General features: G+C 68.4%; 14 protein-coding genes. 10 read left to right on the plus strand and 4 right to left on the minus strand.

Translation table 11 applies throughout. The features are described 5' to 3' along the window. Positions 1 to 29 precede the first annotated feature (29 nt). The 4 genes from BM009_RS02935 to mutM form a co-directional block, all read right to left on the minus strand. Positions 30 to 518: a GNAT family N-acetyltransferase gene (locus BM009_RS02935; protein ID WP_093293612.1), complete on the minus strand. Its 489-nt coding sequence runs from the start codon at positions 516 to 518 to the stop codon at positions 30 to 32. Continuing rightward, the gene (dnaA, locus tag BM009_RS02940; RefSeq protein ID WP_093293615.1) at positions 515 to 1,894 is read right to left on the minus strand and encodes a chromosomal replication initiator protein DnaA; all 1,380 of its coding nucleotides are present in this window, start codon (positions 1,892 to 1,894) and stop codon (positions 515 to 517) included. Before dnaA ends, BM009_RS02935 begins: the two co-directional genes overlap by 4 nt. A 433-nt stretch (positions 1,895 to 2,327) precedes the next feature. After that, complete coding sequence (gene rpsT, locus BM009_RS02945) at positions 2,328 to 2,591, minus strand: 30S ribosomal protein S20 (RefSeq protein ID WP_010545371.1); 264 nt, start codon at positions 2,589 to 2,591, stop codon at positions 2,328 to 2,330. Between the two features lie 97 nt (positions 2,592 to 2,688). Beyond that, positions 2,689 to 3,498 (minus strand): bifunctional DNA-formamidopyrimidine glycosylase/DNA-(apurinic or apyrimidinic site) lyase, encoded by an 810-nt coding sequence (gene mutM / locus BM009_RS02950; RefSeq protein WP_093293618.1) that lies wholly within the window; start codon positions 3,496 to 3,498, stop codon positions 2,689 to 2,691. 272 nt (positions 3,499 to 3,770) lie between these two features. Between mutM and ubiE the strand changes: the two genes are divergently transcribed. The 10 genes from ubiE (at position 3,771) to BM009_RS03000 (ending at position 13,470) form a co-directional block, all read left to right on the plus strand. After that, positions 3,771 to 4,502, plus strand: coding sequence for a bifunctional demethylmenaquinone methyltransferase/2-methoxy-6-polyprenyl-1,4-benzoquinol methylase UbiE (gene ubiE / locus BM009_RS02955; protein WP_093293620.1), 732 nt, complete (start codon positions 3,771 to 3,773; stop codon positions 4,500 to 4,502). Positions 4,503 to 4,632: 130 nt separating this feature from the next. Then, positions 4,633 to 6,165, plus strand: coding sequence for a 2-polyprenylphenol 6-hydroxylase (ubiB, locus tag BM009_RS02960; protein ID WP_093293623.1), 1,533 nt, complete (start codon positions 4,633 to 4,635; stop codon positions 6,163 to 6,165). Beyond that, positions 6,162 to 7,280: a hypothetical protein gene (locus tag BM009_RS02965; protein WP_093293626.1), complete on the plus strand. Its 1,119-nt coding sequence runs from the start codon at positions 6,162 to 6,164 to the stop codon at positions 7,278 to 7,280. The genes ubiB and BM009_RS02965 overlap by 4 nt, the downstream gene beginning before the upstream one ends. Next, positions 7,277 to 8,449: a bifunctional phosphopantothenoylcysteine decarboxylase/phosphopantothenate--cysteine ligase CoaBC gene (gene coaBC, locus BM009_RS02970; RefSeq protein WP_093293629.1), complete on the plus strand. Its 1,173-nt coding sequence runs from the start codon at positions 7,277 to 7,279 to the stop codon at positions 8,447 to 8,449. The genes BM009_RS02965 and coaBC overlap by 4 nt, the downstream gene beginning before the upstream one ends. Before the next feature lie 214 nt (positions 8,450 to 8,663). Further along, positions 8,664 to 9,425, plus strand: a complete 762-nt coding sequence (locus BM009_RS02975) for an alpha/beta hydrolase (protein WP_254772123.1) — start codon at positions 8,664 to 8,666, stop codon at positions 9,423 to 9,425. A gap of 2 nt (positions 9,426 to 9,427) precedes the next feature. Then, entirely contained in the window at positions 9,428 to 9,874 is a 447-nt protein-coding gene (gene dut, locus BM009_RS02980) for a dUTP diphosphatase (protein ID WP_093293632.1), read from the plus strand. Beyond that, positions 9,871 to 10,248, plus strand: coding sequence for a hypothetical protein (locus BM009_RS02985; protein ID WP_093293635.1), 378 nt, complete (start codon positions 9,871 to 9,873; stop codon positions 10,246 to 10,248). Before dut ends, BM009_RS02985 begins: the two co-directional genes overlap by 4 nt. Continuing rightward, positions 10,245 to 11,009 carry a HesA/MoeB/ThiF family protein gene (locus BM009_RS02990; protein WP_093293638.1) on the plus strand — a complete coding sequence of 255 codons (765 nt, stop codon included), beginning with the start codon at positions 10,245 to 10,247 and terminating at the stop codon, positions 11,007 to 11,009. The genes BM009_RS02985 and BM009_RS02990 overlap by 4 nt, the downstream gene beginning before the upstream one ends. A 48-nt stretch (positions 11,010 to 11,057) precedes the next feature. Continuing rightward, a complete protein-coding gene (locus tag BM009_RS02995) occupies positions 11,058 to 12,077 on the plus strand; it encodes an NAD-dependent epimerase/dehydratase family protein (RefSeq protein ID WP_093294597.1) in 1,020 nt (339 codons plus the stop codon). Between the two features lie 46 nt (positions 12,078 to 12,123). Continuing rightward, positions 12,124 to 13,470 carry a nucleotide sugar dehydrogenase gene (locus BM009_RS03000; RefSeq protein WP_093293641.1) on the plus strand — a complete coding sequence of 449 codons (1,347 nt, stop codon included), beginning with the start codon at positions 12,124 to 12,126 and terminating at the stop codon, positions 13,468 to 13,470. Positions 13,471 to 13,494 lie beyond the last annotated feature (24 nt).

The raw sequence follows: 13,494 nt of genomic DNA on the forward strand, positions 1-13,494 counted from the left end.
CCCGGCGGTCAACCGACGGGCCCTGGCGATCAAAGCCGGCGGTAGAGAATCAGCGCGTCCACCATGCCAAGCGCTGGATGGTCGAACGCCTCGGGCGCCCTGCCGATCGTCTCGAAGCCGAGCGCGTGCCAGAGCCGCACCGCAGGCGCATTGCTGCTCACCACGAAATTGAACTGCATCGCGCGAAAGCCCCGCGCCCGCGCCTCGGCAAAGCTGTGCTTGGCCATTGCCCGTGCAATGCCGCGGCCCCGCGCGGCCTCATGCGTCGCATAACCGCAATTGGCGACGTGCGCGCCGCCGCCCGCCTGATTGGCACGGAGATAATAGGTGCCGAGCACCCGCGCTTCCGCTTCCGCGACGAAGCTCTCGCGATCGGGCCCCAGCCAATAGGCCAGCGCCGCCTCGCGCGAGAGGTCACGGTCGAGTGCGTAGGTCTCGCCGGCGCGGAGCACCGGCTCGAGGATCGCCCAGATCGCCGCGCCGTCTTCGGGCACGGCGAGGCGAATCACCGGGATCACCCCTCCAGGGTGCGCATCAGCGCGCGAACCGCGCCGTCGATCTCGACATCCTTGCTGCGCAGATCCTCGATCCGCTTGACCGCATGGATCACCGTCGAGTGATCGCGGTTGCCGAACTTGCGGCCGATCTCGGGCAGCGAGCGCGTGGTCAGCCGCTTGGCGAGGTACATGGCGATCTGGCGCGGGCGCGCGATCGCCACCGCGCGGCGGGCCGAAATCAGGTCGAGCTGCTTCACTTCGAAATGCGTCGAGACCGCACGCTGGATCTCATCGATCGTGATGCGGCGCTGGCTGGTACGCAGCACTTCGCCGAGCACGCTGGTCGCGAAGTCGATGGTGATCGATTCGTTCGACAGGCTGGCATAGGCCACGAGGCGGTTCAGCGCGCCTTCCAGCTCGCGAACATTGGTGGTGATCCGCGCGGCGAGCAGGTCAGCCACTTCCACCGGCATGTCGACGGCGGGCATGTCCTTCAGCTTGCGCTCGACGATCGCGCGGCGCAGGTCGAGCTCGGCAGGCTTGATATCCGCCACCAGCCCGGCGCCGAGGCGACCGACCAGACGCGGCTCGAAGCCTTCCAGCGCCTGGGGCGCGCGATCGGCGGCGATCACCAGCCGCTTGCCGGCGCTCATGAACTCGTTGACCGTGTGGAAGAATTCTTCCTGGGTCGCGTCCTTGCCGCCGATGAACTGGAGATCGTCGATCATCAGCAGGTCGACCGAGCGCAGCCGGGTCTTGAACGCCAGCGTGTCCTTGTTGCGCAGCGCCTGCACGAACTCGAACATGAAGCGCTCGCCGGTCGAGTAGATCGCGGTCGCGCCCGGATTCGCTTCGAGAAAGGCGTGGCCGATCGCGTGCATCAGGTGCGTCTTGCCCTGGCCGGTGCCGGCATGAAGGTAGAGCGGGCTGAACATCGGCACGCCCGGCTGCGCGACGGTGCGCGCGGCGTTGAAGGCGACGCGGTTGGTCGTGCTCGTCACGAAGCGATCGAAGGTGAAGCGCGGATCGAACGTCGGGCGCTCGGCCGGCTCGACCAGCGTTTCCTTGCGCGGCGCGGGCGCCGGCTCGGCGCTGAGCACGCGCTGCTCGGCGTCCTGCAGCGTCTCCAGCGTGACGCTGCGCACGTTCGGCAGCACCGCGCGGAATTCGAGCAGCAGGCGCTCGGCGTAGTGATTCTTCACCCACTGGGTGAGGAAGGGGGACGGCAGGCCCAGACGCACGGCAAGCGAATCGCTTCCCTCGACCAGCACCACCGGCTTCAGCCACTGGTCGAACAGCCGCTGGCCGGCCGAGCGGCGCAGGTTGGTGCGCACATGCGCCCAAGCCTTGGCGACGTCGCGGCCTTCCTCACGTTCCAGCGGTTGAACCTGAGTCACTGTGACGCACCCTTCCTTCGCGGGAATCACGATTCCCGCGTTCTAAAACCATTGTGGATCATGAGGCCCATCGCAGCCGGTCATGCCCCCGGAGACGCGCGATGAACTCGTTGTCCCCGACCAGCAACGTGGCCGGGACGCTTGTTGTAGGAAGCTCGAACTGAGTCGAGCAAGGGCCTGCCATGTAAACTTTCTGAAATAGTTTTGTTGACAGCCCGAACCCCTAGGAAAACCGTGGGGCCACCGGATTTGTCTAAATATTCCCGATAGTTAACAAGGTAAAATCAGAGTCATCGGAGACCGAATCGATACGACTCGTGGATTTGCGCGATTCGCTTGCATTGCTCAAATTTTAACCATTTGTTGCCGCGCAAACGCGAAAAACCCCGCCGGACAGAGTCCGGCAGGGTTTTTCGTTACCGAATAGTTACGGTTAGGCGAGCGCTTGAAGACGCTTGTTGAGGCGCGAGAACTTGCGCGCTGCCGTGTTCTTGTGAAGCACGCCCTTGGCGACGCCACGTGCGATTTCCGGCTGCGCAGCGGCGAGCGCTTCAGTGGCAGCGGCCTTGTCGCCGGCGGTCAGGGCGGCTTCCACCTTCTTCACGAAGGTACGGATGCGGCCGACGCGTGCACCGTTGATTTCGGCGCGGCGGTCGTTGCGACGGATGCGCTTCTTCGCTTGCGGCGTATTCGCCATTCGGTCTTGTTCCTGCTCGAAATGGGTGAGGCGCGGAAGCGAGCCCACGCCGGAAAGACGGGCCCTTTATCGGCTGTAGCGATTCGGGTCAATCCTTTCAGCGCTGGCATTTTCCACAATAGAAGGTGGAGCGCCCCGAATCCACGCGACGCTGCACGGGGCGACCGCAAGAGCATGGCTCCCCTTCCCGCCCATAGACGCGCCACTCCTTGGCGAAATAGCCGAGTTCGCCGTCTGGCCGGGCATAATCGCGCAAGGTGGAGCCGCCGGCGCGAATCGCCGCCTCCAGTACCTCGCGCACCGAATCGACCAGCTTTTCCAGCTTGGCGCGGCCGATCGACCCGGCCGGCTTGGTCGGCGCAATGCCGGCGAGGAACAGCGCCTCGCACACATAGATATTGCCGAGCCCGGCGACGATTCGCTGGTCGAGCAGCAGCGCCTTCACCGGCGCGATTCGGTCCGCGAACGCCGTCACCAGATGGGCCGCGGTGAAGTCCGGCCCCAGCGGCTCCGGCCCCAGCGCCTTGAACGCCGGCCACTCGGCCAGTTCGGCGGTGGGGACCAGATCCATCGAGCCGAAACGCCGCGGATCGTTGAGCGACAAGCGGTGCCGCGCCGTCTCGATCACGACATGGTCGTGCTTGCCGAGTTCCAAAGGATCGATCCGCCAGCGCCCGGACATGCCGAGGTGGAAGACCAGCGTGTCCTCGCGGTCCGTATCTATAAGGCCATATTTGGCGCGGCGGGACAGGCCGGTGACGGTCGCCCCGGTCAGCCGCTGGCCGAGATCGACCGGGAACGGGCGGCGCAGGTCGGCGCGGTTCAGCAGCACGCGCTCGATCCGCTGCCCCTCCAGCACGGGGGCGAGACCGCGAACGGTGGTTTCTACTTCGGGAAGCTCAGGCATCTGGCGCTACAGCTAGGAAGCGGCAGGCAGAATGTCACCACCCCCCAAGATCCTCCCCGGCACGGGAAGGGGACCATTCGCGCCAGCGAATGGTGGAGGGGCCGCCGCGCGAGCGGCGGTCGTCCCGCGCGCGCCGCCCGCACCGCGCCTGCGGCGCAGCCCCTCCACCACGCGGCTCTGCCGCGCGGTCCCCCTCCCCGTGCCGGGGAGGAGTTGGATGATGCCCCCTCAGCCCCCTTGGTTTGGCCGCCGCCTGCCGCTAAGGCACCCCCATGCCCGATACCGTCTCCTTCGGTTACGAAGACGTCGCCCCTGAGGACAAGACCCGCCGCGTCGGCGAGGTGTTCTCGAATGTCGCCCGCAACTACGACCTGATGAACGACGCCATGTCGGGCGGCATGCACCGGCTGTGGAAGGATCGCTTCGTCCGCCGGGTGAAGCCGCGCGCGGGCGAGCACATCCTCGACATGGCCGGCGGCACGGGCGACATCGCCTTCCGAATGGCGGAGACGGGTGCTGCGATCACGGTCGCCGACATCAACTCGGAAATGCTGAGCGTCGGCGTCGAGCGCGCCGCCCAGCGCGGCATCGACGGGCTGGTATGGACCGAGGCCAATGCCGAGACGCTGCAATTCCCCGATCGCTTCTTCGATGCCTACACCATCGCATTCGGCATCCGGAACGTGACCGACATCCCCAAGGCGCTCCGCGAGGCGCACCGCGTATTGAAGCGCGGCGGCCGCTTCTTCGTGCTCGAATTCTCGACCACCCAGTGGCCGGGCTTCGCCGAAATCTACGACGCCTATTCGCACAAGCTGGTCCCCAAGCTGGGCAAGCTGCTCGCGCAGGACGAGGACAGCTATCGCTACCTGATCGAATCGATCCGCCGCTTCCCCGACATGCCGAGCTTCGAGCGGATGATCGCGGAGGCGGGGTTCCAGCAGACCAAGGTGGAGCCGCTGCTCGGCGGGCTCGTCGCGATCCACAGCGGCTGGAAGATTTGATGGCGCGCGCATGTAAGCCCCTCCCCTTCAGGGGAGGGGTTTGGGGTGGGGCCGTGTCTCACCGAGACCAACGGGCGTTCTGGAATCCCTCCACCCCCAACCCCTCCTCCGAGGAGGAGGGGCTAGAAGCATGACCGCACCCGCCGTCCATCTCTGGCGCCTGCTCAAATGGGGCCGCATCCTCGCGCGCCACGGCGCGCTGCGCGGCATCGAGCGCGACGCCAACACCCCGCGTCCGGTGCGCCGCCTCGCGCGCATCGCCCGACTCGGCGCGCGCGTCCCCGCCGTGCCTGCCTATGCCGATGCCTTCCAGGCGATCGGCCCGGCCGCGATCAAGCTCGGCCAGACGCTCGCCACCCGCCCCGATCTCGTCGGCGAGGAAGCCGCGCACGACCTGCTCCGGCTGCAGGACGCGCTGCCCCCCGTCCCCTTCGACATCATCCGCGAGCGGATCGAGACCAGCTATGGCCGTCCGCTCTCCGCGATGTTCGCGGAAGTAGAGGAGCGCCCGATCGGCGCCGCCTCGATCGCGCAGGTGCACCGCGCGGTGACCACCGACGGCCGCCGCGTCGCGGTGAAGGTCCTGCGCCCGGGTATCGAAAGCGATTTCGCCCGCGCGATCGACACCTATGAATGGGCCGCCGCCCAGCTCGAGGCCTATGGCGGCGAGGCACGCCGCCTCCGCCCACGCCTGGTGATCGAAAGCTTCAAGCGCTGGACCGTGCGCGAGCTCGACTTCCGCCGCGAAGCCGCCTCGGCCTCCGAACTCGCCGAGGCGATGACCGCCGAGCCGGACTTCATGGTGCCCGCCATCGACTGGCAGCGCACCACCGGCAAGGTGCTGACGCTGGAGTGGATCGACGGCATCAAGCTGAGCGACCGCGACGCGCTGGTCCGCGCCGGGCACGACATGCCCGGCCTTGCCGGCAAGCTGATCAAGGCCTTCCTCCGCCAGGCGATCGCCGAGGGCTTTTTCCATGCGGACATGCACCAGGGCAATCTGTTCGCCCTACCCGATGGCCGCATCGCCGCGATCGATTTCGGTATCATGGGCCGGATCGATCGGCGCGCGCGGGTGTGGCTCGCCGAGATCCTCTATGGCCTGATCACCGGCGACTATAAGCGCGTCGCCGAGATCCATTTCGAGGCCGGCTATGTCCCCGCCCACCACAATGTCGCCGAGTTCGCCACGGCCCTGCGTGCGGTAGGCGAACCGATGCGCGGCCTGCCGGTGAAGGAGATGTCGATCGGCGGCATGCTCGACGGCCTGTTCTCGATCACCCGCGACTTCGACATGATGACGCAGCCGCATCTGCTGCTGCTCCAGAAGACGATGGTGATGGTGGAAGGCGTCGCGCGCGGGCTCGATCCGGACATCAACCTGTGGGAAGTCTCGGCGCCCTTCGTCCGCGAGTGGATCCGCACCGAGCTTGGGCCCGAGGCCAAGGTCGCCGACCGGCTGATCGAGGATCTGCGGACCCTCGCCCGACTCCCTGAGCTGGTCCGCAACATCGAGCGCCGCTTCCCCGCGCCTGGCGGCGCCCCGCCCGAGCCGCCGCTCCGCGAAATCCAGGTCGTGCGCGTCGGCGGCGGGTGGCGCTATGCGCTGGTGAGCATCGTCGCCGCGCTTGCCGGCGTGGCCGGAACGCTGCTGCTGAAATGATCGGGCGCACGCGCCGCCTCTGGACCCTCCAGCCGAGCCGCTTTGCCGCCCTGTCGCGGGGTCGCGCGCGGCTGGCCTGGCTGGCGGTGCTGCTGCTGGTGCTCGCCTCGCTGACCGCGCTGGCGGTGCCGTCGCTCACCGGCGATGGCGCCACTTCCGTCGCCACCGCCGACCGGATGACCGATGTCGGGCTGTACGAGCGCGTCGTGGCGGCGATGAAGGGCGGCGACACCTATTATGTCGCGGCAAGCGATGCGATGCGCGCCGGCGGCTATCCGCTGCGCCCGTTCTTCACCATGCGCCTGCCCGCGCTGGCGGCATTCGAGGCGCTGATTCCCGGCTGGGCGAGTATCGCACTGCTGCTCGCGCTCGCCGCGCTGACCGCCTTTGCCTGGGCATCGCGCGTCGGCGTCGCGCTGAACGGGCTGTTTCCGCGCGCGGTGATGATGCTGCTGCTCGCGGTCTCGATGCTGGCCTTTTTCCAGCCTGGGCTGGTGCTGTTCCATGAGGTTTGGGCAGGGCTGCTCGTCGCGCTGTCGCTGGCGCTCCGCCGCCCCGGCCGCGCGCTGGAGGCGATCGCGCTCGGCCTGGCCGCGATGCTGATCCGCGAGACCGCGGCGCTCTACGCGATCGTGATGCTGCTCTTCGCCTGGGGCGAGGGCCGGCGGCGCGAGGCGCTGGGCTGGGGCGTGGCGCTGCTGGTCTTCGCCGGCGTGTTGGCGCTGCACGCCCATGCCGTGGCGGGCGTGACCGGGCCGCTCGATGCCGCATCGCCGGGCTGGTCGGCATTCAACGGCCCCGGCTTCTTCCTTCGCGCGCTGGTCACCTCGACCGCGCTCCAGGCCCTGCCGGTGGTGGTCGGTGCCATCCTGATCGTCCTGGCGATGCTTGGCTGGGCGAGCTGGGACGAGCCGCTCGGCCTGCGCATGTTCGCGCTGCTGATCGCGTACGGCGTGGTGATCTCGATCTTCGCGCGGCTCGACAATTTCTACTGGGCGCTGATGATCGCCCCCGCCGCGCTGGTCGGGCTGGTGTTCGTCCCCGATGCGCTGGCCGACCTGTGGCACCGTGCGCTCGACAGGCGCCGGATCACGGTTACAACGGTGACGCCATGAAGCGCATCCTGCTCATCGTCGGCGGGGGCATCGCTGCCTATAAGGCCTGCGAGCTGGTCCGCCTGTGCCGCAAGGCCGGCATCGGCGTGACCTGCGTGCTGACCGAAGGCGGCCAGCATTTCGTCACACCGATGACCCTGGCGGCTTTGTCCGAGAATCAGGTCTACACCACGCTGTGGGACCTGAAGGACGAGGCGGAGATGGGCCATATCCAGCTCAGCCGCCAGGCCGATCTGGTCGTCGTCGCGCCCGCCACCGCCGATCTGCTCGCCCGCATGGCCGGCGGCATCGCCAGCGATCTTGCGACCACCCTGCTGCTCGCCACCGACAAGCCGGTGCTCGCAGCACCTGCGATGAATGTGCGGATGTGGAGCCACGCCGCCACCCGTCGCAATGTCGCGCAGCTCCGCGCCGACGGCGTGACCGTGCTGGAGCCCGACGAGGGCCCGATGGCCTGCGGGGAATATGGCCCCGGTCGCCTGCCCGAGCCCGAGGCGATCCTCGCCGCCATCCAGCAGGCGCTCTCGCCGATCGAGCCGCGGCTGGCCGGCAAGCATGTCCTCGTCACCGCGGGCCCGACCCACGAGCCGATCGATCCGGTGCGCTACATCGCCAACCGCTCCTCGGGGAAGCAGGGCTTCGCCATTGCCGGTGCGCTCGCGGCGCTCGGTGCGCGCGTCACGCTGGTCGCCGGGCCGGTGACGCTCCCCACCCCGCCGGGCGTCACGCGAGTCGATGTCGAGACGGCGCGCGAAATGGCTGCGGCCGTCGACGCCGCGCTGCCCGCAGACGCCGCCGTGATGGTTGCCGCCGTAGCCGATTGGCAGGTTGAACCCGCCGGCCAGAAGTTGAAGAAGGGCGACGCCGCGCCGCTGCTGCACCTCGCCCAGAATCCTGATATTCTCGCCGGGGTGGCGCAGGGATCGCGCCGGCCGCGGCTCGTGGTGGGCTTTGCGGCGGAAACCGAACGAGTGATCGAACATGCCGTCGCGAAACGCACGCGCAAGAACGCGGACTGGATTGTCGCCAACGATGTTTCGGGCGATGTGATGGGGGGTGAAGCCAATGCCGTCCATCTCGTCACCGCCGAGGGCATCGAAAGCTGGGAGCGCGCGTCCAAGGCCGACGTCGCCCGCCGCCTCGCCGAACGGATCGCCGATGCGCTTTGAGATCACGCACAATCCTCCCCTGCAAGGGGAGGTGGCAGGCCGCAGGCCTGACGGAGGGGTGTCTCCGCTGGGGGGGCAGCCCTTCCGCACGCACCGGGACACCCCTCCCCCGCCCTTCGGGCGGTCCCCCTCCCCCTCCGGGGGAGGATCGCGGAAGCGTGCTGCGCTTGCCGTCTTGGCGCCAATCGCCCTGCTCGCCAGCTGCACCGCGCCCGTGGCAACGAGAACGCACACCGTCGCCAAGGTAGAACCCGCGCTCAACCTGCACGCGCGCAACTTCGGCGCCACCACGCCGGACACAGTGCGCACACTGATCGTCGTCCTCCACGGCGACGGCGGCCCCGAATCGCGCAGCGACCATTATCGCTTCGCCGAGGCCGCGACGCAGAGCATCCCCGACAGCGCCGCCGTCGCGCTGCTCCGCCCGGGCTATGGCGATGCCGCGGGTAACCGCTCGCCGGGCCAGGCCGGGCTGGGCTTCGGCGACGACTATACGCAGGAGCGGATCGACGCGATCGCGGAGTCGCTCGGCATCCTGCGCCGCCGCTTCGCGTCCGCCCGGCTGATCCTGGTCGGCGATTCGGGCGGCGCTGCGATCGCCGCCGACATCGCCGGCATCCGCCCCGATCTGGTCGACGCGATGGTGCTGGTCGGCTGCCCCTGCGCGCTGCCCGAATGGCGCAAGGGCATGCAGAAGCAGCGTCACGGTGCCGCCTGGGCGACCCCGGTCGCCAGCCTCGACCCCCTCAAGACCGCGGGCGGGGTGATGCCCGGCATGCGCGCTGCCGTGCTCGTTGGTCTCGACGACAAGATCACGCCGCCTGCGCTGTCGCGTGCCTATGCCGAGGCCCTTGCACTTCGCGGCATTGCTACCGATCTCCGGATCGTCCCCGGACGGGGACATGATCTGCTCAACGATCCCGAAGTGCTGGCGGCAACCACCCGGCTGGCGACCGCGCTTCCCACGAAAGGCTGACCTTGCTGCCGCCGATCCGCATCGCGATCCAGCGCCTGCCCCATGGCGAGAACCTGCCCCTCCCCCGCTACGCCACCGACGGTGCAGCGGGCATGGACGTGGTCGCCGCCGAAGACCTGACGCTGGCCCCGGGCGCGCGCCACGCCGTCGCCACCGGCTTCGCCATGGCGATTCCCGCCGGCTATGAGGTGCAGGTCCGCCCGCGCTCCGGCCTGGCGCTCAAGCACGGCATCACCTGCCTCAACACGCCCGGCACGATCGACAGCGATTATCGCGGCGAGATCAAGGTGATCCTGGCCAATCTTGGCAGCGAGGATTTCCCCATCGCGCGGGGTGACCGCATCGCCCAGCTGGTCCCCGCCCCGGTCCAGCGCGCCGATCTGGACGAAGTTTCCACCCTCGACGAGACGGCACGGGGGGCCGGCGGCTTCGGCTCTACCGGACGATGATCGCTGCCTTCGCACTGGCCCTGGCCCTGCAGTCGACGCCGCCGCGCATCGATTGGCCGTCGCTTGCGCCCTTGCCCTATCGTGCCGAGCCGCAGATCACGCCCGACATGGCCGCCTTCGTCGCCAATGAGGTGACGACGCGCAAATGCCCGCTGGCGGTCGGCCCGGGCCTGACGCTGAGCGTCGACGTCGCCGTGCTAGTCGACGCGCAGGACAATATCCGCACGACCGTGCCGCGCGCGATCCAGTGCCCGACCGTGGAGCAATATGCCGCTGCGATGGTCGCGGGGGCCGCGCGCGGGAACCTGCTGCCGCGCATGGCCCATGCCGACCAATGGTACCGCGCGACCGTCACCTTCACCTGGCCGAAATGACCCTCACCGACGAGGAGCTGGAACGCTACGCCCGTCACATCATCCTGCGCGAAGTAGGCGGTGCGGGTCAGGCGAAGCTCAAGGCTGCGCGGGTGCTGGTGATCGGCGCGGGTGGCATCGGCGCCCCTGCCATCCAGTATCTCGCCGCCGCAGGCGTGGGCGCGCTGACGATCGTCGATGACGACGTGGTCGATCGCTCCAATCTTCAGCGGCAGGTGCTGTTCGGCACGGACGATATCGGCACCGGCAAGGCGGAGACCGCCGCCGCCCGCGTCGCCGCGATCAATCCTAACGTGACCGTGCAAGTCGAGGCCCGCAGGCTCTCCGCCGCCGACGCTCCTGCGCTGATCGCCGGGCACGACGTCGTCCTCGACGGCACCGACAATTTCGCCACGCGCCTCGCCGTTGCCGACGCAGCGCTTGCCGCCCGCGTGCCGCTCGTCTCTTCGGCCGTCGCCGAGTTCGAGGGCCAGCTCGGCACCTTCCGCGGCTGGGAGGCGGACAAGCCCTGCTATCGCTGCTTCGTCGGCCACGATCCCGAGCGCGAGGGCATCAGTTGCTCCGAACAGGGTGTGCTGGGGGCGCTGACCGGCATTCTCGGCAGCCTCGCCGCGCTGGAGGTGATCCGCGCGATCACGCCGTTCGGCGACGACACTGCCGGCAAGCTGCTGCTGGTCGACGCCCTGGCGTTGCGCTTCCGTACCCTCCAGCTGCCCAAGGATTCCGGCTGCCCCGCTTGCGGCACGGGAACGCTCCGGTAAGGAGAAGCGGCCTAGGAGCGGCACCGACCCCGCAGCACAGGAGCCATGATGACCGATCCCACCGCCAAGCCGCCGCGCGTGCTCGTCACCGGATCGGCGGGGTTCATCGGCTCCCATACCGCCAGCCGCCTGCTCCAGGCAGGCGCCACGGTGCTCGGCATCGACAATTTCTCGGATTACTATGACGTCGCGCTCAAGGAAGCGCGCAACGACATGCTGTCCAACCATCCGAACTTCCGGGTGGCGCGCCTGTCGATCGAGGACCAGCCCGCGCTTGCCGCCGCCTGGGCCGAGTTCCAGCCCGACGTGGTGATCCACCTCGCCGCGCAGGCCGGCGTACGCTTCAGCATCGAGCAGCCCGCCAGCTATATCGGCGCGAACATCGTCGGCACGTTCAACCTGCTCGAACTCGCCCGGCACCAGCCGGTGCGCCACTTCCTCGCCGCCTCGACCAGCTCGGTCTACGGCGCCAATACCGACATGCCGTTCGGCGAAACCCAGCGCACCGCCACCCCGATGAGCCTCTACGCCGCCACCAAGGGCGCGACCGAGCTGATGGGCCATAGCTACGCCCACCTGTTCCGCACGCCGATGACCTTCTTCCGCTTCTTCACGGTCTATGGCCCGTGGGGTCGGCCCGACATGGCGTTGTTCAAGTTCACCCGCGCCATCCTCGCCGGCGAGCCGATCGACGTGTTCAACAACGGCGAGATGGTGCGGGACTTCACTTTCATCGACGATCTCGCCGAATCGATCGTGCGGCTGGTCGACGCCGTGCCGGGCGACGTGCCGGTGGAAGGCGACAGCCTCTCCCCCGCGGCCCCCTTCCGCATCGTCAATATCGGTGCGGGCCGCCCGACCCCGCTGATGGACTATATCGGCGCGGCGGAGAAGGCGCTGGGGCGCACTGCGATCAAGAACTTCCTGCCGATGCAGGCCGGCGACGTGCCTGCTACCGAGGCTTCGTCCGAGCTGCTGCGCCGCCTGACCGGCTATGCGCCGTCCACCACACCCGAGGAAGGCGTGGCGCGGTTCGTGCGCTGGTATCTGGAGCATTATCGAAGCTGAAACCCGCGCTGGTGCATGAGAACCGCTCCCGATTGGAGCGGACAAGATGACCTTCGAGTGGCCGGCGCACGGATTGAAGCTGCAGACCCGGATCGAGACGCGCGCGGCGACGATCGGCGTGATCGGCATGGGCTATGTCGGCCTGCCGCTGGCGGTGGCGTTCGGCGAGGCGGGCTGCTCGGTGCTCGGCTTCGATCTCGACCCCGAGAAGGTCGTGGCGCTCAATCGTGGCGAGAGCTACATCAGGCACATCCCCGGCGATCGCATCGCCCCCCTGGTCGGCGAAAAGCGCCTCGCCGCCACCGCCGATCTCGACCGGCTGGGCGAAGTCGATGTGCTGCTGATCTGCGTGCCGACGCCGCTCACCCGCCACCTCGAACCCGACCTGAAATATGTCGAGCACACCACCCGCGCGATCGCCCACAGCCTGCGCAAGGGCCAGCTGGTGATCCTCGAATCGACTACCTATCCCGGCACCACGCGCGAGGTGATGCAGCCGATCCTGGAGGAAGGCGGCCTGACCGCCGGCAAGGACTTCTTCCTCGCCTATTCGCCCGAGCGCGAGGACCCCGGCAACCCGACCTTCTCGACCACCAAGATCCCCAAGGTCGTCGGTGCCGACGATCCGGCCTCGGCCGGGCTCGCGATGGCGCTCTACGGCCACATTGTGCCAGAGGCGATCCAGGTCTCCTCGGCGGCGACGGCGGAGGCGGTGAAGATCACCGAGAATGTGTTCCGCGCGGTCAACATCGCGCTGGTCAACGAGCTCAAGCTGATCTTCACCGCGATGGACATCGATGTGTGGGAAGTGATCGAGGCGGCCAAGTCCAAGCCCTTCGGCTTCATGCCCTTCTATCCCGGCCCCGGCCTGGGCGGGCACTGCATCCCGATCGACCCCTTCTACCTCACCTGGAAGGCGCGCGAGTACAACCAGCACACCCGCTTCATCGAGCTCGCCGGCCAGATCAACGCCGACATGCCGCAGCACGTCATCCGCGTGCTGGCGGACACGCTCGACGCTCGCTTCGGCCGCGGCCTGCGCGGCGCGCGCATCCTGGTGCTGGGGGTGGCCTACAAGAAAAATGTCGACGACATCCGCGAGAGCCCGTCGCTCCGCCTGATGGAGCTGATCGAGGCGCGCGGGGCGACGGCAGATTTCCACGACCCCCACGTCGCCCAGATCAATGGCACGCGCGAGCATCCGACGCTCAACTTCCGGCACGGGGTGGCATGGGACGAAGCGGCGATCGCCGGGTACGACGCGGTGCTGATCGCGACGGATCACGACGCGGTCGACTATGCCGCGCTGGTGGCGTCAGCCAAGCTGGTGATCGATACGCGCAACGCGTGCGGCAAGGCGGGCGTCACCGGCGAGAAGATCGCCCGCGCCTGAGGCGGCACGCCGGACAGGCCGGCG

Origin of the sequence: Sphingomonas sp. NFR04, assembly GCF_900114095.1 — a bacterium.
Classification (GTDB): domain Bacteria; phylum Pseudomonadota; class Alphaproteobacteria; order Sphingomonadales; family Sphingomonadaceae; genus Sphingomonas.